Origin of the sequence: Nocardia sp. NPDC004568 (assembly GCF_040609955.1) — a bacterium.
Taxonomy (GTDB): domain Bacteria; phylum Actinomycetota; class Actinomycetes; order Mycobacteriales; family Mycobacteriaceae; genus Nocardia.
In genome coordinates, this window is sequence record NZ_JBEXLL010000035.1 from 42,878 (window position 1) to 63,429 (window position 20,552).

General features: G+C 67.2%; 18 protein-coding genes and 2 pseudogenes. 7 read left to right on the forward strand and 13 right to left on the reverse strand.

Translation table 11 applies throughout. The features are described 5' to 3' along the window. Nucleotides 1-6: 6 nt before the first annotated feature. Both arsB and ABZV91_RS17490 read right to left on the reverse strand, forming a co-directional pair. Nucleotides 7-1,032 (reverse strand): ACR3 family arsenite efflux transporter, encoded by a 1,026-nt coding sequence (gene arsB / locus ABZV91_RS17485; RefSeq protein ID WP_355242340.1) that lies wholly within the window; start codon nt 1,030-1,032, stop codon nt 7-9. A 35-nt stretch (nt 1,033-1,067) separates the two neighbouring features. Then, complete coding sequence (locus ABZV91_RS17490) at nt 1,068-1,547, reverse strand: ArsI/CadI family heavy metal resistance metalloenzyme (RefSeq protein WP_355242343.1); 480 nt, start codon at nt 1,545-1,547, stop codon at nt 1,068-1,070. 97 nt (nt 1,548-1,644) lie between these two features. Between ABZV91_RS17490 and ABZV91_RS17495 the strand changes: the two genes are divergently transcribed. Then, entirely contained in the window at nt 1,645-2,004 is a 360-nt protein-coding gene (locus tag ABZV91_RS17495) for an Rv2640c family ArsR-like transcriptional regulator (protein ID WP_355242299.1), read from the forward strand. A gap of 28 nt (nt 2,005-2,032) precedes the next feature. Here the strand turns inward: ABZV91_RS17495 and ABZV91_RS17500 are convergent, their stop codons facing one another. Both ABZV91_RS17500 and ABZV91_RS17505 read right to left on the reverse strand, forming a co-directional pair. Beyond that, nucleotides 2,033-2,335, reverse strand: a complete 303-nt coding sequence (locus tag ABZV91_RS17500) for an SHOCT domain-containing protein (protein ID WP_355242302.1) — start codon at nt 2,333-2,335, stop codon at nt 2,033-2,035. Nucleotides 2,336-2,356: 21 nt separating this feature from the next. Beyond that, entirely contained in the window at nt 2,357-2,779 is a 423-nt protein-coding gene (locus tag ABZV91_RS17505) for a DUF6325 family protein (protein ID WP_355242304.1), read from the reverse strand. A gap of 299 nt (nt 2,780-3,078) precedes the next feature. Here ABZV91_RS17505 and ABZV91_RS17510 point away from each other — a divergent pair. The 3 genes and pseudogenes from ABZV91_RS17510 to ABZV91_RS17520 all read left to right on the forward strand — a co-directional run. After that, nucleotides 3,079-4,029 (forward strand): annotated as a pseudogene (locus tag ABZV91_RS17510) (DUF389 domain-containing protein); the annotation flags it as partial. A gap of 31 nt (nt 4,030-4,060) precedes the next feature. Continuing rightward, a complete protein-coding gene (locus ABZV91_RS17515) occupies nt 4,061-4,297 on the forward strand; it encodes a WYL domain-containing protein (protein ID WP_355242345.1) in 237 nt (78 codons plus the stop codon). Between the two features lie 304 nt (nt 4,298-4,601). Further along, nucleotides 4,602-5,693, forward strand: coding sequence for a DUF4185 domain-containing protein (locus ABZV91_RS17520; protein ID WP_355242307.1), 1,092 nt, complete (start codon nt 4,602-4,604; stop codon nt 5,691-5,693). A gap of 82 nt (nt 5,694-5,775) precedes the next feature. On the opposite strand, the gene ABZV91_RS17525 is transcribed toward ABZV91_RS17520, so the two are convergent. Continuing rightward, a complete protein-coding gene (locus ABZV91_RS17525; RefSeq protein WP_355242310.1) occupies nt 5,776-8,391 on the reverse strand; it encodes a VanW family protein in 2,616 nt (871 codons plus the stop codon). 338 nt (nt 8,392-8,729) lie between these two features. Here ABZV91_RS17525 and gnd point away from each other — a divergent pair, with 338 nt between their 5' ends. Next, nucleotides 8,730-9,761, forward strand: a complete 1,032-nt coding sequence (gene gnd, locus ABZV91_RS17530) for a phosphogluconate dehydrogenase (NAD(+)-dependent, decarboxylating) (protein WP_355242313.1) — start codon at nt 8,730-8,732, stop codon at nt 9,759-9,761. Between the two features lie 364 nt (nt 9,762-10,125). Here the strand turns inward: gnd and ABZV91_RS17535 are convergent, their stop codons facing one another. Continuing rightward, nucleotides 10,126-11,418, reverse strand: coding sequence for an acetyl-CoA C-acetyltransferase (locus tag ABZV91_RS17535; RefSeq protein ID WP_030524856.1), 1,293 nt, complete (start codon nt 11,416-11,418; stop codon nt 10,126-10,128). 191 nt (nt 11,419-11,609) lie between these two features. On the opposite strand from ABZV91_RS17535, the gene ABZV91_RS17540 reads away from it, so the two are divergent. Continuing rightward, the gene (locus ABZV91_RS17540; RefSeq protein WP_355242317.1) at nt 11,610-12,968 is read left to right on the forward strand and encodes a 3-oxoacyl-ACP reductase; all 1,359 of its coding nucleotides are present in this window, start codon (nt 11,610-11,612) and stop codon (nt 12,966-12,968) included. Further along, nucleotides 12,968-13,828 carry a MaoC/PaaZ C-terminal domain-containing protein gene (locus tag ABZV91_RS17545; protein ID WP_355242348.1) on the forward strand — a complete coding sequence of 287 codons (861 nt, stop codon included), beginning with the start codon at nt 12,968-12,970 and terminating at the stop codon, nt 13,826-13,828. Before ABZV91_RS17540 ends, ABZV91_RS17545 begins: the two co-directional genes overlap by 1 nt. 55 nt (nt 13,829-13,883) lie before the next feature. Here ABZV91_RS17545 and ABZV91_RS17550 read toward each other — a convergent pair whose 3' ends face one another. The 7 genes and pseudogenes from ABZV91_RS17550 to ABZV91_RS17580 form a co-directional block, all read right to left on the reverse strand. Next, entirely contained in the window at nt 13,884-15,305 is a 1,422-nt protein-coding gene (locus tag ABZV91_RS17550; protein WP_355242320.1) for an ATP-binding protein, read from the reverse strand. 169 nt (nt 15,306-15,474) lie between these two features. Continuing rightward, nucleotides 15,475-15,765, reverse strand: coding sequence for a hypothetical protein (locus tag ABZV91_RS17555; protein WP_355242323.1), 291 nt, complete (start codon nt 15,763-15,765; stop codon nt 15,475-15,477). A 443-nt stretch (nt 15,766-16,208) separates the two neighbouring features. Next, nucleotides 16,209-17,228, reverse strand: coding sequence for a hypothetical protein (locus ABZV91_RS17560; protein WP_355242326.1), 1,020 nt, complete (start codon nt 17,226-17,228; stop codon nt 16,209-16,211). A gap of 260 nt (nt 17,229-17,488) precedes the next feature. After that, a complete protein-coding gene (gene argS / locus ABZV91_RS17565) occupies nt 17,489-19,258 on the reverse strand; it encodes an arginine--tRNA ligase (protein ID WP_355242328.1) in 1,770 nt (589 codons plus the stop codon). Nucleotides 19,259-19,304: 46 nt separating this feature from the next. After that, on the reverse strand, nt 19,305-19,871 hold the full coding sequence (locus tag ABZV91_RS17570; protein WP_355242351.1) for a hypothetical protein: 567 nt from the start codon (nt 19,869-19,871) through the stop codon (nt 19,305-19,307). 21 nt (nt 19,872-19,892) lie between these two features. Then, nucleotides 19,893-20,045 (reverse strand): annotated as a pseudogene (locus tag ABZV91_RS17575) (nucleotidyltransferase domain-containing protein); the annotation flags it as partial. Next, nucleotides 20,042-20,552: hypothetical protein (locus tag ABZV91_RS17580; protein ID WP_355242331.1), on the reverse strand; the 511-nt coding region annotated here is incomplete at its 5' end. The gene ABZV91_RS17580 and the pseudogene ABZV91_RS17575, both read right to left, overlap by 4 nt.

The following is a 20,552-nucleotide window of genomic DNA, read 5'->3' on the forward strand; positions in this document are numbered from 1 at the left end:
CGCCTTTCAGCCGAGAGGCGCCGGGGCGAGACGCCGGCGCAGGGCAAGAGAGAGATAGACCAGGGCAAGCAGGACCGGCACCTCGATCAACGGGCCGACCACACCGGCCAGGGCCTGGCCGGAGGCCGCGCCGTAGGTAGCGATCGCTACGGCGATGGCGAGCTCGAAGTTGTTGCCCGCCGCGGTGAACGCCATCGTTACCGTCCGCGCGTATCCGAGCCGCAGGGCCGTGCCGAGGGCGAGGCCGCCGCCCCACATGAGCGCGAAGTAGATCAGCAGCGGCACGGCGATCCGCACGATAGCGAGCGGGCGGGCGGTGATCTGCTCGCCTTGCAGGGCGAACAGGATCACGATGGTGAACAGCAGCCCGTACAGCGCCCACGGCCCTACCTTCGGGAGCAACCGGGTTTCGTACCAGTCCCGGCCCCGGGTTCGCTCCCCGATTCGGCGGGTGAGATATCCGGCGGCCAGCGGGATTCCGAGAAACACCAGTACCGAGACCGCGATATCGACCGGCGAGGCCTCGATCGCGGCCTGCTCCAGACCCAGCCGGCCCGGAAGTACCGAGAGGTAGAACCAGCCCAGCACCGCGAACATGAACACCTGGAAGATCGAGTTGATCGCGACCAGGACCGCGGCGGCTTCCCGGTCCCCGCAGGCCAGGTCGTTCCAGATGATGACCATCGCGATGCAGCGGGCGAGGCCGACGATGATCAGCCCGGTCCGGTATTCGGGCAGGTCCGGCAACAGCAGCCACGCGAGCGCGAACATCAACGCCGGCCCGAGCACCCAGTTCAGCAACAGCGACCCCGCGAGCAGGCGCCGGTCCCCGGTGACGGTGTGCAGGCGGTCGTAGCGGACCTTGGCCAGCACCGGATACATCATGATCAGCAGCCCGGCCGCGATCGGCAGCGAAATCCCGTCCACCTCGACCGCCGAGAGGCTCTCACCCAGACCGGGTACCAGGCGGCCCAGCGCCGACCCCGCGGTCATCGCGACACCGATCCAGACCGGCAGCAGCCGGTCCAGCATCGGCAACCGCGGCGCCGGCGCCGCTACTGCCGTGCTCACGCCGGGGTGCAGCAGACGGTCTCGGTGTCACCACGGCCGTCGGTGCCACAACACGCCTGCACCGCTTCCTTGTCGGAGATCTCGGGGAACTCCGGCGCGGCGCCGAAGGACTCCGAATCGGCCAGCACGGTGTAGACCTCCCACCGCTCCTCACTCGGCCCGGTCACCCAGACTTTGTCCTGGGTGGCGAAGCAACATGTCGTCGCGATCTGCTCCTCGGTGAACAGTCCCGCCTCCGACAGTCGGGCGATCTCGGAGTGGACCTTCTCCGAGGACTCGACTTCGACACCGAGGTGATTGAGGCTGCCGCCGTGGCCGGGGTTCTCGATGAGCACCAGCTTCAACGGCGGTTCGGTGATCGCGAAGTTGGCGTAGCCGGGTTTCACCTTCGCCGGTGTGGTGCCGAACAGGGCCGAGTAGAACCCGACCGCGGTCTCCAGATCGTCGACGTCGAGAGCGAGCTGTATCCGGGACATCATGACCACCACCTGTGTGACATATATCGAATATCTGACAGCAGCCAGTCTGCCACCTTTTCGACATAAGTCAATAAGCGCGGGTAGGATCGGGTGCATGCCGAAAGCGCTGCCTGTCCTCGATATCACCGCACCCGTCTGCTGCGCGCCCGTGGCCGCCGGCCCGGTCGACGACGAGGCGGCCCTACACGTCGCCCTGCGGTTGAAGGCGCTGGCCGACCCGGTTCGCGTGAAGCTCATCTCGCTGCTGCTCGCCGACCCCGGCACCGGCCGCACCGGCGGCGACCTCGCCGCGGCAGTCGGGGTGTCGGAATCGACTGTCAGCCATCACCTCACCCAACTTCGCAAGGCCGGGTTCATCGAGTCCGAGCGCCACGGCATGAGTGTGCTGCACCGGGCCCGCCGCGATGCCCTCACCGCACTCTGCACTGTGCTCGACCCCAACTGCTGCCGCTGAGCCCCGGAAAGCTCGACATCTGGGCAGATCAGTGCAGCAGTTGTTGTTTCGCCTCGGCGAACTCCGTGTCGGTCAGCGCTCCATCGGCGTGCAGTTGCCCGAGCTGCTGCAACTTCGACACCAGATCTCGGGAATCGGATTCTGGTGGTGCCACTGTGGTCGGGGGCGGGGATTGCTGTTCGTCGTAGTAGGCCTGGCTTTCGGCTGCGCGGCGCTGGGCGTGGCGGTCGACGGCGTTGGCGGTGGCTCGTGCGGTTCCGGCCACCACTGCGGTGCGGGCCACGGTGCCCAGTAGTCCGGGCCGGCCGACGCGTGCTCCACGAAAAACCATCAGCTCGTCTCCTCTTCCCTGTTATGCCGGTGACAGTGCCGCGGTGACAGCGTCGCGGGGAACCTGCACGTGCAGAGCGACTTCACCCGCGGCGTTGCGGACAGTGGCAGCCAAGGTGCGCGCCCAGCTGTGTTCATAGACGATCACCACCGCGCAGGTGCCCGGATCCATGGCCGTACGCACCACCTGCAGGTCCTTGTCGCTGATCAGGCCGCGTGGTTGCACCGTGAGCCCGTCGAGGCCGGTGTCGGTCAGTGATTCGTCGACCTCGACCTGGCGCACTGCGCCGGTGGAATCCATCCTCAGGTAGACCAGGTCGACGATCGTGACCGAGCCGCGGTCGAGCACCTCACGAAATGCTGTGATGACCGCGTCGTCGATGCGGGTGCCGGGAAACGACAGCACCACCAACTCCACCGGTCCGAGTTCGGGTTCTGCTGTCATGGCCTCATGATCGACACCGAGCACACCGACACGCCTCACCCGGACAGGATGAATCGAGGTGACTCGGCCCCTCGATCGCGTGTACTGCGGTGATCGAGCGAGGTCGATGGAACTCGCCCTGGCAAGGTGATCTGCGGTGCGCCCGGCCGGGGATAGCGTTGTGCCCATCCGCCGCCGATCGACTGTGGTGGACAGCCTTCTCCACGCTGCCGCTACGTCGTGCCGAGGATTGTGAGGTGAGCCGCTGTGAACATCACTCCGGTATGCCCGCATAGCGGGTCGCTCCCAGGTGGCCGGCCGTGACGGTGCTGGTTCCGGCCGGTCAGCGCCGGACCCTGACCGAGCTCACCGACCGCCTGGACCTCGGCGCCGGTGACAGGACCGCGAAACGGTCCGCGTTCTGGATCATGCTCACCCTCTCCGGGGTCATCGCGGCTTCCGGTGTGGCCGGTGACTCCACCGCCACGGTGATCGGCGCCATGATCGTCGCGCCGCTGTCGGTGCCGATCCTGGGTGTGGGGTTGGGGATCGCGACCGGCCGCGGCGCGCTCATCGGCCGGAGTCTGCTGCTCGTCGCCGCCGGGATCGTGCTGGTGATCGCGGTCGGTTTCGTATTCGCCCAGCTCCTACCCAACCCGACCAGCGTGCTGGCCAACTCACAGGTCACCGGCCGCACCTCACCGAAACTGACGGACCTGACCGCGGCACTGGCCACCGGCCTGGTCGGGGTGATCGCACTGGTACGCCGCGATGTCGGCGATGTACTGCCCGGAGTCGCCATCGCGATTTCACTGGTCCCACCCTTGGCCGTGGTCGGGGTATGACTGGGCTCGCACGCGCCCGGGCTCGCGCTGGGCGCGTTCGTACTGTTCGCCTCGAACATGGTCGCGATGATCATCACCGCCACCCTGGTACTCGTGGCCACCGGATACGCCCACGAAGCCGGAACCGGAGCACGGCGACGCGGCCGCGCCTACGCCGTCCTGGCCACCGGGCTGGTGATCGTGGCCGTCCCGATGGTCGTCAACTCACTGTCCACGCTGTGGGCGAGACAGGTCGCCGACGCCGCCCGCGGCTGGCTGGCCGGGGTCCCCGGTGCCCAGGTCACCGACGTAACCCTGCAATCGGACACCGCCACCATCGAGATACTCGGCCCCACCCGACTGCCCTCCACCCAACAGCTCGAACGCACCGTCCACGACCTGGTGCCCTGGCACCCCGAGGTCGTCATCGTCCATACCGTCGGTAGCTTGGCTCGATGCCGTCCGCGACCACACCCTCGTGGAGATCCTTTACGAGAACGACCCGGCTCCCCGCCTCGTCGAGCCGTACGCCACGCTCGAAGGAGGTGGTGGCTCCTGGTACCTCGTCGGATGGTGCAGAACACGTGGAGGCGTACGGGGTTTCCGCACCGATCGCGTCGCCGAGTTATCCGTCACCGCGACCACATTCGAACCCGACCACGTAGCTGCCATCACGAACGACCTTGCCCGCTGGGCCGTCGCGCCGCTGACATGACCCCTCGGTGCGTGGCCACCCGAGCAAGGAGATCGGCGCCGAGATCGAGCTGACCGAAGCGGAGCTCGCCGGATTCGACACGACCGGAGCCCGCCGAGAGAGGTTGCTCTCCAGTAGTGCTCGATGATGTCCTCGGCGCTCTGCTGCGCCTGCCCTTATTCGTCGCGCCAGACCAGCGCGTTCGGGGGCCTGGACCCCGTGATGCCGAAGGCGGCGCCGAAAACCCGGCACCCCCCGGGGCGGCTCTGATCATGGCAAGATGACCCCCTGAACCACCTCGCCACCCAGCAGGAGGACATCGAGAATGACCCCCCGCCCGCTGTCCGTTCTAGTGCGCACCGGGGTCGCCGGTGCCGTCGCGGCCCTGGTGCTGGCCGGTCCGGCGACAGCGGATCCGAACAATGTGAATCCGATCCCCGGTATCAACGGCGAACCCCGCGGTCTGCCGACGCTGCCCGGTGACACCCAGGCCGTCTACCAGGTGACGGGTATGGACAGCCCCAACAGGACTCAGCAGGTGAATGTGCTGGGCACCGATCTCGGGGTGATGTGGGACGACGGGGCCGGCACGCTGCTGACCGCGTTCGGTGATTCCGCGGGGCTGGGCGTGCCGAACCTGCTGGCCGGCAGTGTGTGGGCGTGGACCAGCAATGCCCTGTTCTTCAGCCACACCAAGGATCCGGCACAGGGCATCGTCTTCGACGGGGCGGTGCCGAATCCGCTGCCCAGCCCGAAGATTCCCGGGATCGAGATCAGTTTGATCCCGACCGCCGGTGTCTCGGTGGGCGGCGTGCAGTACCTGAGCATGATGTCGGTCAAGGAGTGGGGCGATCACGGTCTGTGGACCACCAACTTCGCCACGCTCGCCGCGTCCGGCGACGGTGGACGGACCTGGGCCCAGCTGCCGACCACGCGCCGGGCGAATGTGGACGGCCACGAGCGGTTCCAGCAGAACGCGTTCGTGAAGGACGACGGATTCGTATATCGATACGGCACCCCGGCCGGCCGGAACCATCCCGGGTACGTATCCCGGGTACGGGAGGCCGATATCGCGAATATCGACGTCTACGAGTACTGGGACGGGCACGGCTGGAAGCCCGGGGATGCCGCAGCCGCCGCGCCGGTCGTCGACGGGGTGGCCGAGCTGTCGGTGCAGTGGAACGACCATCTGCGCAAATTCGTGATGCTGACGACCGACCCGTTCAACTCGGTGGTGCTGCGCACCGCGGACGCGCCGGAGGGTCCGTGGAGTACGCCGCGAGTGCTGCTGGAAGCCGCCGCCCTGCCGACGGCCTACGCGCCGATGATCTTCCCGTACCAGACCGGCAGCGACCTGTACTTCCTGCTCACCGTGCACCGCCAGTACAACGTGCTGCTGATGCGCACCCCGCTGTAACCCCCGCGGAGACGACAGTGCCCGCCCCGGTTGCCGGGGCGGGCACTGTCGGTTTTCTCAGCGAGATCCGGGCCGGCTGTTCTCAGCGAGATCCGGGCCGACTGCTCGGCCGACTGCTGGGCGCGCTGCCGCTGGGCCGGCTGCCGCCGCTCGGCTCGTCGCCGGCCTCCTCTTGCTTCTCCTTGTCCGGCGACTCGCACTTGACCTCCGGCACCGGGTCGTATTTCACGGTCCGGGTGTGGCGGGAGATCTCCGCGCCGGTGTTGATATCGGTGATCACCCGGGTATCGGAGATGGTGAACCCGGGTGCGCCCGTCGAGGCGATGCAGTCGTCGCCCTCGGGCAGCGTGATGGTCTCCGGTTCGGTCGGCTTGGTCCGGTCGCCGGTGATCGATTCCACGTTCACCGTTTTGGTGCCCCAGATGCGCACGGTCACTTCCGAACTGTCGGCGAAGGCCTGGATGTAGATGCCGTGCGGGGTGTTGTTACGGAACTGCAGGTCGATGGCACCGTCGAACACGGTCGCTTCCCGGGCCGCCGGGTAACGGGAGATGTAGTAGCTGTGTTCGGTGTGGCCCGCGTCCTCCAGGCCCGCGAAATAGGCCGCGTTGTAGAGGGTGGTGGCGAATTGGCTGATCCCGCCACCGACGGCTTTGCTGGGGCGGCCGTGGTCGATGATCCCGGATTCCACATAGCCTTCGGCGGCGGTACGCGGACCGGTGTGGGTGTTGAGCGAGAAGGTGTCGCCCGGTTTGACGACCGCGCCGTCGACCTCCTGCGCGACCGTGCGGATGTTCACCCCGGACGGGCCGGTGAAACCACTGGTGGTGAACTCGCCCATCGTTTCGTTGATACCGAGCGCCTCGGCGGCCTGGGTGGTGAGCTTGGGCTCGATGCGCTCGTAGATCGCCGGTGTGGTGCGCGGGGCGCCGGTCGCGGCGAGCATCGCCGGCAGCTGCTCCAGCGTCTTGGCCCAATTGATCTTGTCGCCGACCACGGCGGGGACGACGGTGGGCGCACCGGCGAAGGTGAAAGTCGCGTCCTTGGGTTCGACCTCGGTGGCGGCCAGCTGTGGGGCCAGCAGGTCGGTGGCCACCTTGTGGTCGAACTCGACCCGCAGCCCACCGTGCCCGTCCGGTACGAAACCGACGATGGTGGCGATCTGCTCGGGGCTCAGACCGGCGGTGCCGTTCCCCTTGCCGGTGTAGGACACCGGCGCGCTCACCGCGGGCTCGGCGATCTGGTGCATGGCCGCGTCGATCGCGTCCTGGCGGACGGCGGGCGGCGCCACGGCGACCGGCAGATCCAGGGTGCTCGCGGTCGCCCACTGCTCGGTGAGGACCGTGCGGGCCGCGGCGATGTCCAGGACCCGCCCCGAGACGGGGTTCACCTCGACCGGCCGGGTGCCCTCGAAATGGATACCGCCCTCGACCGGCGGCTGGTCGTGCACCTTCAGTTCCTCGAATGTGCGGTCCAGCGCCGTCTCGTCGACCGAGCTGGCCACCGTGACCTTGCGGGTGGCCACGAAGGACAGCAGCCGCGACGCCGGGTTGAGCGGCTGACCGCCCACGCGCTCCCAGGTCGCGTCCCAGTCCACGCCCAGACCGGCCGCCGCGGGCACCAGTTCGGTCTGCACATCGGCGATCTTCACCGGGACCGCTTCGCCGGACCGGGGGTCGAGCGTTTCCTGCAGCTTCGCGCGGGCGGCGTCCTGGTCCATCCCGCCGATGGCGACCCCGGCGACCTCGACGCCGCGCGGAATCTTGCCCGAGGTCATCACCAGGTCGGCGATATAGCCCACGAGGGCGACACCGAACACGATCGCGGCGGCCAGCAGGACGCGCCGGGCGTTCGCGGAGTCGCGCAGCCAGGTGCGGGCACCGGCGAAACGACCGTCGTCGTCACCGGACCCGCCGGTGCCCCGGCCCTTGCCCGGACCACGCGGCGGCCCGGGCGGCCCCGATTTCTCGCCCTGCGCCAGGATGTCCGCGCTGGTCGGGTTGTTCGGATGGCCGGGCCAGGAGGACGGTCCGCCGGAGAGCCGCTGGGTCAGCGCGCTCGAATCGAAGACCTCGGTCGGTGCGTCGTCCGGGTCCGCGTCGGCGAAGACGGCGGGTGCAGACGCGGCAGTGGGTCGCGCGAACTGCTGGGTGGTGTACTCGGGTCCGGTGGGGTCGGCCGGGGCGGAGCCGGCAGGCGTGGCCTGCCCGGGGCCGGAGCGCGGGCCGGGGCCGGACGGTCGGCCCGCAGCGGTGGGGCCCGTAGGTCCACCCGGAGCCGAGGACGCGCCGGTGGGGGCGGGTTCGGCACCGCCGGGCGCCGGCCCTGAACCAGACGGTGCCGGAGCGCCGGGTCCGCGGCCGGGAGGTCCCGGGCGCTCGGCCGGGCGGGAGACATCCGGAGCGTGGGGCGAGGTTCGGGAGGGGCCACTGCCGGAAGCCGGACCCGATGCCGGTGGGGCCTGGTCCGCCTCGGACCGCTGCGCCGCGGACCCGGCGCGGGGATTCAACCAGGAACTCCCCCCGCGCCAACCGGGCGCGACATTGCCGGCCTGTTCGACCGGCTCGGTGGGTGGGGCCGACTGCTGACCCTGCTGGGCGCGGCCGGTGTCGAGCAGCTGACGTAGGCCGCCGTCGGTCGGCTGCGGGCGGCCGTGGTCGCGTCTGTCACCTCGTTCGGTGTTCGATTCGCTGCTCACGAACCGTCCTCCCCAATCGATACTTCGGGGACTCGCGGGGTGCGAGCCTTCGCCAACGATAGTTGTCCGAACTGTAATCTTCAGTGCCGGATCGATCACAGCTGCGCCATCTGGACAGCCTCCGACGTCGCAGTTGGGACATATCGCCCGAACCAAGCCCTGGACAGCGAAGTGGCCCCGTGCAGTCGCCGGGTCGGGGGTCAGGCGAATGCACGGAGCCGACCGGTATATCGGTGCCGCGCGCGGGTCGTTACACGCGATCCCGACGAAAGTTCTCGAGGTGCGGGCACAATCGGGGACGGCATGCGATCCGACCTCTATCAGTAAGGGGACGCGAGATGCAGTTGGGCATGATCGGGCTCGGCCGGATGGGGGCCAATATCGTGCGGCGGGTCGTCGCGGCCGGGCATACGGCGGTCGGCTGCGAACGCCACGCCGACGTGATCGACAACCTCACCGCCGAACTCGGTGACAGTTTCCGGGGCAGCACCGACCTGGCGGAATTCGTCGCCGACCTCGACACACCCCGCGTGGTGTGGGTGATGATCCCGGCCGGTCTCACCGGTCGCACGGTCGATCAGCTGGCGGAACTACTGGAACCCGGAGATATCGTCATCGACGGCGGCAACAGCCGGTACCACGACGATATCGCCCGGGCCGCGCAGTTGGCGCCGCTCGGTATCCACTATCTCGATATCGGGACCTCGGGCGGCGTGTTCGGCCGCGACCGCGGGTTCTGCCTGATGATCGGCGGCGAGGCGGCGCCGGTGCGGTACGTGGAACCGCTACTGCGGTCCATCGCGCCCGGGGTCGCGGCCGCGCCGCGCACCCCGGGGCGGACCGGCGAGCCCGGCCCGGCCGAAGAGGGCTACCTGCACTGCGGTCCCGCGGGGGCGGGTCATTTCGTGAAAATGGTGCACAACGGGATCGAGTACGGCGTGATGGCGGCTTACGCCGAGGGCTTCAACATCATGCACAAGGCCGATTACGGCACCCGCGCCGGTGGCGAGTACTCCGCGGAGGAGACCCCCCTCGAACATCCGGAGTACTACCGGTACGACATCGATATCGCGGAGGTCGCGGAGGTCTGGCGGCGCGGGTCGGTGGTGGCGTCGTGGTTGCTCGACCTCACGGCGACCCAGCTGCACGCCGACCCGAATCTGGATTCCTTCGGCGGCCGGGTCTCCGATTCAGGCGAGGGACGCTGGACTCTGGACGCCGCGGTGGATATCGGGGTACCGGCGCCGGTGCTCTCGGCGGCGCTCTTCCAGCGTTTCGCTTCCCGGGGTGAATCGGCGTACGCGGACAAGACACTGTCCGCGATGCGTGAGGCCTTCGGCGGGCATCATGAGCTGCCCGGACAGAGTTAGGCCGTCGACCGCCACGAACGGCCGGCGCGGACTGCACCGATCGACTCGCCTGCCCGCGGCCCCCTCGACACCGACGTCGACTGCGCCGGACCTCCCGGCCCCGGTGCCCGTGCCGGCTTCTCCCCCGCTGACCGGAAAGACACACTGCCGGCCGCCCGGATCACCGGCGGGTATACCGCTCGGCGCCCCGGACCTGCCTCGTTCGATATCGACGATCACGCTGAAGGGACCGCGTACGCGCGACACCGGGCACACCGGGAACGGAGGTGCCCCGACCTTCCCGATCGGGGCACCTCCTGTCCCCTGCGCCGGTCCGGCTGTGGGCGCTTCCTTCACCCGCCGGACGGACCCGGACCCGGCCGGTTCAGCGCTCGAGAATGGCGACCACGCCCTGGCCGCCCGCCGCACAGATGGAGATGAGCGCCCGGCCCGACCCCTTCTCCGCCAGTTGTTTGGCGGCCTGGGCGACGATGCGGCCGCCGGTGGCGGCGAACGGGTGCCCGGCGGCCAGCGAGGAACCGTTGACGTTCAGCTTGGTGCGGTCGATCGAGCCGAGCGCACCGTCGAGGCCCAACCGCTCCTTGCAGTACTGATCCGATTCCCAGGCCTGCAGCGTGGCCAGCACCACCGACGCGAAGGCCTCGTGGATCTCGTAGAAATCGAAATCCTGCAGGGTCAGGCCGTTGCGGGCGAGCAGCCGCGGGACCGCGTAGGTGGGGGCCATGAGCAGGCCGTCGGGGCCGTGGATGTAATCGACCGCGGCGACTTCGCTGTCCACCAGATGCGCGAGGACCGGCAGGTTGCGCTCGGCCGCCCATTCGTCGCTGGACAGCAGCACCGCCGACGCGCCGTCGGTGAGGGGAGTGGAGTTACCCGCCGTCATGGTGGCGTCGCCCAGCTTCACCCCGAAGACCGGCTTCAGCGTGCCCAGCTTCTCCAGCGAGGAGTTCGGGCGCAGGTTGTCGTCGCGGGTGAGCCCGAGGAACGGGGTCACCAGATCGTCGAAGAAACCGCGCTCGTAGGCGGCGGCCATATTCTTGTGCGAGAGATAGGCCAGTTCGTCCTGGGCGTCCCGGGAGACCCCGAACTCCTTGGCCGTGATGGCGGCGTGCTCGCCCATCGACAGCCCGGTGCGGGGTTCGGCATTGCGCGGGATCTCGATACCGACCATGCCCGGGCGCAGCTGGCCGACCAACTTGAGCCGCTCGGCATTGGTGCGGGCGCGGTTGATGTTCAGCATCCACTCGCGCATCCGCTCGCTGACCCCGATGGGCGCGTCCGAGGTGGTGTCGGTACCGCCGCCGATACCCACCTCGATGCGGCCGGCCGCGATCGCGTCGCCGACGGTGACGACGGCCTGCAGGCCGGTACCGCAGGCCAGCTGCAGATCGTGGGCGGGGGTGTAGGGGCTGAGCCGGCTACCCAGCACGCTCTCCCGGATCAGGCCGTGCTCGCCGACCCGCTTGAGCACCGCGCCGCCGGCGACCATGCCCAGCCGTTCCGATTGCAGACCGAAACGGCTCACCAGCCCGTCCAGGGTGGCGGTGAACATGTCCTGGTTGGAGGCGTGCGCGTAGGCCTTGTCGGAACGCGCGAACGGGATGCGGTTACCGCCGAGGATCGCTACCGGACGGGTCGAACGGGATGTGGTGGTCACTCGGGTCTCCCAGGTTGTCGAGTTGGCGAGAGGGTCGGGTGCTCCGGGCCCGGGCCGCGGCTGCGCGCCGCGGCTTCCGACGCCCGCCCGCGCTCGGTTTACGATAAACTTACTCTGGAGTAAGTTCAATGTCGACACCGCCTCCGGCGACTTCCGACACACCACATCGAGCAACAGAAAAGGTGGGAACTGTGGCAGCCAAGAGCAAGGGTGCACCCAACCTCTACGGATCGTTCGTCAACTCCGCGCCGGGCGGGTTCCTCGCGAACAAGCTGGGCCTGCCGAAACCGGAGAAGCTGCGGCGCTACGTGGCCGGTGAGCCGCCGCTGCCGGGGCCGGTGCTGCTCGGCGGTAAAGGCCGGGTCGCCGAACCGCTGCGGGCACTGCTGGCCGAGGACTACACCTTCGCCGATTCCCTCACCACCGGCACCAAATACGGCGCACTCGTCTTCGACGCCACCGGTATCGGCAGCATCGAGGACCTGTCGCAGCTGTTCGAGTTCTTCCAGCCGGCGATGCGCAGTATCGCGCCGTCGGGCCGGGTCCTGGTCATCGGCACCACGCCTGAACTCGCCGGCACCGTGGACGGCCAGATCGCCCAGCGCGCGCTCGAGGGTTTCACCCGGTCGGTGGGCAAGGAGCTGCTGCGCGGCGCCACCGCGCAGCTGGTGTACCTGCACCCCGACGCCTCCCCGGCGGCCACCGGCCTCGCCTCCACGCTGCGGTTCGTGCTGTCCGCCAAATCGGCGTTCGTGGACGGTCAGGTGATTCGCGTCGGTAAGGACGACGCGGTCGCGCCGGCGAATTGGGACAAGCCGCTCGACGGCAAGGTCGCCGTGGTCACCGGCGCCGCCCGCGGTATCGGTGCCACCATCGCCGAGGTCTTCGCCCGCGACGGCGCGAAGGTCATCGTCGCCGATATCCCCGCGGCCGGCGAGGCGCTGGCCGAAACCGCGAACAAAGTCGGCGCCACCGCGCTCGCCCTCGACGTCACCGCCCCCGACGCCGCGCAGCGGCTCGCCGAATTCGCCACCGAACGTTTCGGCGGTATCGACATCATCGTGCACAACGCCGGAATCACCCGCGACAAACTGCTCGCGAACATGGACGAGGGCCGCTGGAACGCGGTGCTGAACGTGAACCTGGCCGCGCCGCACCGCATCACCCAGGGACTGGTGGCCGCGGGCGCGCTGAAAGAAGGCGGCCGCGTGGTGGACGTCTCCTCCATCGCGGGTATCGCCGGTAACCGCGGGCAGACCAACTACGGCGCCTCCAAGGCCGGGGTCATCGGCATGGTGAACGCCGAGGCCCCCGAACTGGCCGCGAAGGGCATCACCATCAACGCGGTGGCGCCCGGTTTCATCGAAACCGCCATGACCGCCGCGATCCCGCTCGCCACCCGGGAGGGCGGCCGGCTGATGGCCTCCCTGAACCAGGGCGGTCAGACCATCGACGTCGCCGAAACCATCGCCTACTTCGCCAGCCCGGCCTCGAACGCGGTGAACGGCAATATCGTCCGGGTCTGCGGCCAGAGCATGATCGGCGCGTGATGACCGAGACCATCACCCTCGACGCACCACCGAAGAACGGCGGCCTGTACGCACAGGCCGTGCTCGGCGCGATACCGCTGGTCTCGTCGCGGAAATCCGAGATCCCGGACCGCGCAGTCCGGCTCGACGGCTACCGGGTCGACCCGGAGCACCTGGCGGCCTACTGTGCGGCCACCGGTCTGCGTTTCGGCGACACCCTGCCGCTGACCTACCCGTTCATCATCACCTTCCCGCTGGTGATGAAACTCGTGGTGCAGCGCGACTTCCCGTTCGTCGCGGTCGGTGCCGTGCACGCGGAGAACCTGATCGAACGCACCCGGGAGATCTCGGTGAGCGAACCGCTCGATATCACCGCGCATATCGAGAACCTGCGCGAACACCCCAAGGGCCTGCTGGTCGACGCGATCAGCGAGATCCGGGTGGGCCGGGAACTGGTGTGGCGGCAGGTCACCACCTTCCTGCACCAGCAGAAGACCTCGCTGTCGGGCGGCCCCAAACCCGAACCGAAACCCGAAGAGGTGCCGCCGCCCCCGCTGCGGACCTGGAAGGTGGACCAGAAGACGATCACCCGCTACGCCAACGCCTCCGGTGATCAGAACCCGATCCACACCTCGGCATTGGGCGCCAAGGCGTTCGGCTTCCCCCGGGCGATCGCACACGGGATGTGGTCGGCGGCGGCGATTCTCGCCACGGTCGAGGGCCGGGTCCCGGACAAGGTCTCCTACGCGGTGAAATTCGGCAAACCGATCCTGCTGCCGTCCACCGTGAACGTGTACGCCGACCAGGCCGAGCAGGGTTGGGATCTGGCGCTGAAGCATCCGAAGAAGGGCTACCCGCACCTGACCGCAACGTTGCGCTGACGTACCCAAGCGAACCCCGCTCCAAAATCTTCGGAGCGGGGTTTCTTCGGGTCCTTCAGGACCAGGCCTCGAGCAGTTCGTCCGGTGTCAGCACCCGCACGCCCGGTGTCGAACCGCCCGCGCGCGCGACGGCCAGCATCGGAGTATCGACATCGGCACCCGGTAGCTGTGACCGGTGGGTGATGAGAGCCGCGAGGTCGCGCTGATCGAACGGTTTCTTCTCCAGCCACTTCACCGACCCCACACACGTGATCCGCTGGGCGATCGGCCCCCGATCAGCGGCGACGATATCTATCTCCGGGTTATTCGTCCGAGTCCAGTAACCGCCGATCGACCCCGTCCCCTCGGGCAGGTACCTGTCCACACCCCTCCACAGCGCTTCCCGGATCACCGGCTCCACGGCCCGGCCCCGCCAGGAAGTCCAGCCCGCCCGGATCGTCTCGAGTACCCGATCCCCCCGTCCACGTTCGATCGCGGGCATACCGGGGCCGAGAAAGTACAGCCAGAACCGCAAATATGGGTCTTCGACGCGATAGCGGGTTTCCTTGCTCGGCCGCGTCGAGAGCGGACGCTCGGCCGCCACCACACGCCGCTCGGTGAGCAATCCGAGCGATCGAGTGAGCGAGGTCGGGGTCAGATCGCCGGCCGCCCGGCCGATGAGACTGAAAGTCCGCTCGCCGTGACCGATCGCGCCGAGAACCGTGCGCGCCTGCGCCTCGGTCGGAAATTCGGCAGCCAGTGCCCGTTCGGCACTGACCAGCAAGGCCGAGGTGGGGCGGCGAAGCGCGTAGTCGAGGTATTCCCACAGCCCAGCCCCTCGCGGCCATTCCTCGAGAATGAGGGGCAGGCCGCCACTGACCAGGTACGCGTCGAATGCATCGGCCGGCCGGAGATCGAGCATGGCCGCGACATCGTGCGGATTCATCGGGGGCACGATCATTTCGGTACCGCGCTGATAGAAGGGCCGGCCGTAGGTGTTGAGCTTCTCCATCATCGCGATATCGGATCCGATGAGCACCAGCAGCACCGGCAACTTCGACAGGGTCCGATCGAACACCTTTTGTAGCGTGCCCTCGAACGCCCGGTCCTCACGCACCAGATAGGGCATCTCGTCCAGTACGACCACGCTCGGACGATCCCGAGGAAGCACGGTAGCGAGTAGATCAAAAGCGGCTCGCCATGTCTTCGGTGCCGCGAACTCGGAGACCCGTTCGGCGCCGGGTAGGTCCGAGTCGGCGATATCGGAAACGAACCCCGCCAAATCCTCGTCCCGCGACCCACCCACTGCCGTGAAGAACACGTGAGGCACCTGTGCCCGCTCCAGAAACTCTTCGACGAGCCGCGACTTCCCCACCCGCCTGCGGCCCCGGATCAATACCGCTCGACCCGGACGCCCCGACCGGCCGCCCCCGCGCACCGGCTCGAGCAGTTCGTCGAGAAGGGCCAGCTCGGTGCGCCGCCCGATGAATCCGTCCACAGCACCTCCCAGGATACTATCATCAATGATAGTATCATCCATGATAGTCATCGGCGCCGGTTCCCTGTCTGAAGCCGGGCTCTGCGCTACGGACCGCGGCTATCGGCCGGCGGCGGCAGGTCGAAGACTCCGGCACGTGTTGAGGGACGGGGTGTGAAGCCCGGCACTGTCACCGCAGCCAACCACCATCGGCGGCGAGGATATCGGCCAATCCGTTCACTGCCAGCCAACACCGCTCGGCCCGGATCTCGGCCGCGCTGAGATGCGGCACAACAACTACCTCGGCATCGTGCTCGAACAGGTGCTGAACGGCGATCAGCGTCGCCAGTTTCGGTGCCGAGGGCGCTGTGATCGTGAATACCACCTGTAAGTGATGACGCGCGACGAGGGCGTCCAGATCAGGCGTGTCGGTGTTGTACCTGCCCACCACGATCGCGCGTCGCCGATTCTCGGTGGTCACGGCAGGCTCTCCCTACCGCCCGAGCATTCACGGATCGCCGCGACGAGCGCCATCCCCGAGGGCCGTGCCCCGATGATGCAGGGTGGCGCTACCCAGGTACGGAAAGCCGCGCTCGGTGGTGATACGCCTCCGTTGGGGTTCCGCCGTGTCCGGGGTTGTCCAATTGTCCAGGGTATTTTTGACAACTCTGCGACAACGGAGCTGGCCCTACTGGGTGGTGACGTGCGCATAGGTGGGTCTGGCTACCCGCCGGCCCCGATAGGGCCTGCCCTTCTCGCGTAAAGGCCCCGCACTCAGACCATCAGCGAAGCTGACGCCATAGGTGCCCTTGACGTGGGAGGGGCGCGGGAACACGATGCAGGCCACCCCCAGCAGGGCCACGCGGCCGCAGGACGCGCACTGCCTCCCGTTGCGGGTGCTTCGAACCTACCGAAGCCAGCTCGTCACACTTCACCCTCTGCCGGCAGCAGCGCTCGTGCAGATTTCGGTATCACGCGATATACAGCGATCGGAACCATCGAAAATCCTGGTTCCTGCGCGACCTCCGAGAAACCGATGTTGCCCATGCTGCTCAGGAATTCATTGATACCAGCTGTCATGACCCCTCTTCGAAGTTTTCCTCCATCGAAGATGTTTTCCATATTACTTTCGGTAGTCTTTTCTGCATGATATCCGATAGTACCGATTACGGTCCACTCCTGAACTCCGAGTCCATACCTGGCAAACAAAACATCCGGCTCCGCGTCGAGATATTGCCGACCTTCTTGTAGCCGGAGTGAAATCCCAGGTCCTTCGATCCCGGCAGGGCTCAGCAACATCGATACGCCTTCAGGATAGAGTCCACGCATGATCTTCACCATGCCCCGCAATTCGCCTGCGTTAGAAAGTCCGAGCTGTGCGGCAACTGAATTGGCGCCGATATCTGGAATGAGGTCTTCGAGGTTCTGAGACTGATCCGGCTTGTTCGGCGCAGGTCTCTTGGGCTGTTGCTGTCTTCCCGCGCCCTTCCCCTTCATTCCAAGGTTCTTGCCGCTCGATGCAAGCAAGTCCAGGCCGGTGATCGCAGTAGCGATACCAGCCATGGTGCGGCCGAAGTATCGCGGATCAATGATCCGCCCCGCTGCCGTGATTCTAACGATGGTGCCCGCCGGGAACTCCGACCTGATCTTCCCCGACTCGAAAGCGGTTGGATCCTCGACTACGTCTGAAATATCTTCTAGGTATCCTTCGGATTCTAGGTGGTCTTCGATTCGAGGAAACATCGCGTCAGCAAGTAGCCGGCGTTCCATAATGTTGGATTCTTTATCTTTGCCAATGAATGCAACCGCGCGAGACCCCATTTGTCCTCGGTGGGTGTTCTTGCTCGATTCTTCGTTTGCCTCGGGTAGGCCGTCGTAGAGCTGACTTGCGAACCCATTGACCTTTTCCAAGTCGACGTAGAGATATTCGCGTAGGACTTGCACCAGGGCCTGCTTTCACTGGTTTGTCGATATTCGTGTGTGCTTCAAGCGCCGATCTTACGGCCGAACAATGGGCTGGAGCGATGGACAAACTGCGGACAATACGGTGTCCTCGGCTAGCGTCCTCTTGAGAGCACTCACAGGACCACAGCCAGTCGCCCCGGGCGTTGCCAGCCAATTCGTGCTCGGGCTGCGGGAGAGCAAGCCGGGTACGGCTCTCGTCGTGCCCCCACTTCTCGGTTTGCCGACCGCGACGATACCGATCAGAGACGCGCCGGTGCGGCGATGCCGAGAAGGCCGAGTCCGTGGGCCAGTGTGCGGGCTGCGAGTTGGCATACCGCGAGTCGGTTGCTTCGGATCGGCTCGGGGGCGCCTGTCACCGGGCAGGTGTCGTAGAACGTGGTGAACGCGCGGGCGAGCTCGTAGAGGTAACCGGCAAGCCGGTGCGGTTCCAGGGTGGCGGCGACGTCGGTGACGACCGTGCCGTAATCGTCGAGGGTCAGTACGAGTGCACGCTCGGCTGGTTCGATCGTGGCTGTGGTGTCGACCGTTACCGCTAGCGGTTCGCCTGCCCTGCGCAGGATCGAGCACATTCTGGCGTGCGCGTATTGGAGGTAAACACCGGTATTGCCGCCGAACGCGGTCATACGTTGTGGGTCGAAGGTGTAGTCCTTGACCCGGGAGGTGGACAGATCCGCGTACTTCACCGCGCCGATCCCGGCTTGTTCGGCAATAGCGTCGAGTTGGTCGCCGGGCAGGTCGGGGTTCTTGTCTGCCACTACTGCGCGGGCGGCCGCGACGGCGTCGTCGAGCAGGTCCATCAGCCGCACGGTGCCGCCGGCTCGGGTTTTGAATGGTTTGCCGTCGGGGCCGAGGATCGTGCCGTAGGCGACGTGGTCGACCGTGACGGTGTCGGTGAGCCAGCCGGCGCGGCGGGCGGCTTCGAAGACGAGCTGGAAATGCAGGGCTTGGCGTGAGTCGGTGACGTACAGCAGCCGGTCGGCACTCAGTTCGGTGATCCGGTAGCGGATGGTGGCCAGGTCGGTGCTGTCGTAGCCGTAGCCGCCGTCGCTTTTCCGGGCCATGAGCACGGTCGGGTCGCCGTCGGGGCCGGTTACGGTGTGGGAGGCGATGACGACTGCACCGTCGCTGTGGATGGCGACACCTTTGTCCAGCAGTTCTGTGACGGTATCGGCGAGCCGCGGGTTGTAGAACGATTCGCCGGTGTAGTCCTCGGGGGTCAGCAGCACACCGAGCCGGTCGTAGATCGCGCCGAACGCCTTCTCTGATTCGGCGACGATCTCGTTCCAGCTGGCGACGGTCGGTTCGTCGCCGTTCTGGAGGGCGACGACTCGGGTGCGAGAGCGGTCGGCGAAGGCTGGGTCGGCGTCGAAGGCGGCACGAGCGGCTTTGTAGAGGCTGTCCAGCGCGGACACCGAGGATCCCTCGGCGAGGTCATCGGTCCGCCAGGGCTGGTCGGGGTGTTCGTCGATGTGTTGGATGAGCATCCCAAATTGGGTGCCCCAATCGCCGAGGTGATTGGCACGCACGATGTCGGCGCCGAGAAAGCCGAGAACGCGGGCCAGGCTGTCTCCGATGATCGTGGTCCGCAAGTGTCCGACGTGCATTTCCTTGGCGACATTGGGCGCGGAATAGTCGACCACGATCCGCTGCCCGGCAGCAGACTCGGCGATACCCAAGCGCGGGTCCGCGAGCCGATCGGCGATCCGGGACCACACCACGGAGTCGGTGAGGGTGATGTTCAGGAACCCCGGCCCGGATGGCACTGCCGCGGCTACCGGCGCGGTGGAGCCGTCGGCGGTCAGCTGTTCGGCGAGTTCGCCGGCCAGATCACCAGGTTTGAGGCCGTACTTCTTTGCCAGCGGCAGTGCGGCGTTGGATTGGAAGTCGGCTCGATCCGATCGGCGCACCACCGGGTCGGCTCCCGCCAGTTCGGGGCGGACTCGCTCGATCGCCTCCGACACGGCGGCAGCGACAGTTGCGAGCAGCGGTGCGACACCGACAGAACTCACCAGGGTTCCCTTCATCAGTGGGGATCGAAACGAATGGCCAAGTATCTCAAGTACCACCAGCGAGTTCCGAGCGCACCGATCGGTGTGGAGACAAGCGATATCTGTGTCCGTCGATCACGCGGACCGCTCCGCAGGTTGCGAGGGTGGTCATGCCGTACTGCAGGGTCGAACACAGGTGGGATGTCGGCCGGTACCCGAGCCAATCCTTGCCGGCCGAGCCGTCCGGTGCTCGCACGAGGGTGTCGACCACGTCGGCGAGCGTTGTCTCGGCGGCCGGTGCACGGATGGCAAGAGCAAGCCGTGCGACCGCTGCGGCGGCGCGGCGGCAATCGCGCCGGTAGCGTGCGGCGTTCCCGCCCAGAAATACATGTTCGGTGGTCAGTGCGTTGAGCAGCAGGCGTCGGGCGAAAAGGCGGGAATTGAGCCAGGCAGGGTCCAACCGCACCGGTTCGGGAATGATGGTCGGCCCGGCGCGTTCGAAGCAGTCCAGGCACACCGCGGCCTCGACGTCGGCGCGGTCGGCGACGAGCTTGGCTTCGTAGTCGACCTCGGTGTCGACAGTGAGTCCATGTTCGCGATGCAGGTCGTCCACAGCTGCCACGAGCGCCTGCATCTTCTGGGAACCGGGCCGAGCGTCGGTGACGAGGACCAGGTCGAGATCCGAGTTCGGGCCCGCGCGACCCGCGGCATGGGAACCGTAGACCAGCGCGTATGTGCTGCGAGTCTTGGTGAGTTCACAGCACAACCGGGCGGCAGCAGCGAGCAAGTGGGGTGTTGTGCTCATCATGATCTGTCCCGAGGCAACGCGGTGAAGGGGTGGCGGCCGGCGTGGAAGTCGATGATGTGAACTCCGCTCGGTATCGCGGAACCGCCCTCGGGTAGCTGGTAGCGATCCAGGAAAGCGTCCACGGCTGTGTGCAACACGGTATCGGTCATCAGCTGCGGGTGGTGCTTGAAGTGCTCGCCGAAGAACCATTCCCGCCCTGCTGCCCGGTCCGGCGCATACGCGACACCTCCGAGTCGGGTGTGGGTAAGAGTGCCGAGCCCGTCCCGTTCTGCGTCGTGGAGCGCGTCCAGCAGATGCCACCGCGTGTAAGCGCGACCACCGGCCGGGAACGACGCGACCTGCTCCCATGCCTGGGTGACCAGACGTTGTTCAGGGCTGTCGGAGTCGAACAGCCACACCAGTAGATGCCCGCTGACTGGGCCCCGGTGGCGGATCCACCGATCATGCGAGTTGCGGTTGGTTGAACTCGGTCGGTGTCCATTGCTGCCGGAACGCTTCAGGAGTGAG

Coding starts and splice junctions, on each gene's coding strand:
- ABZV91_RS17545 (WP_355242348.1), top strand. CDS start 12,968: ATGACCGAGACCATCACCCTCGACGCACCACCGAAGAACGGCGGCCTG.
- gnd (WP_355242313.1), top strand. CDS start 8,730: ATGCAGTTGGGCATGATCGGGCTCGGCCGGATGGGGGCCAATATCGTG.
- ABZV91_RS17520 (WP_355242307.1), top strand. CDS start 4,602: ATGACCCCCCGCCCGCTGTCCGTTCTAGTGCGCACCGGGGTCGCCGGT.
- ABZV91_RS17570 (WP_355242351.1), bottom strand. CDS start 19,871: ATGCAGGCGCTCGTGGCAGCTGTGGACGACCTGCATCGCGAACATGGA.
- arsB (WP_355242340.1), bottom strand. CDS start 1,032: ATGCTGGACCGGCTGCTGCCGGTCTGGATCGGTGTCGCGATGACCGCG.
- ABZV91_RS17500 (WP_355242302.1), bottom strand. CDS start 2,335: ATGGTTTTTCGTGGAGCACGCGTCGGCCGGCCCGGACTACTGGGCACC.
- ABZV91_RS17495 (WP_355242299.1), top strand. CDS start 1,645: ATGCCGAAAGCGCTGCCTGTCCTCGATATCACCGCACCCGTCTGCTGC.
- ABZV91_RS17490 (WP_355242343.1), bottom strand. CDS start 1,547: ATGTCCCGGATACAGCTCGCTCTCGACGTCGACGATCTGGAGACCGCG.
- ABZV91_RS17505 (WP_355242304.1), bottom strand. CDS start 2,779: ATGACAGCAGAACCCGAACTCGGACCGGTGGAGTTGGTGGTGCTGTCG.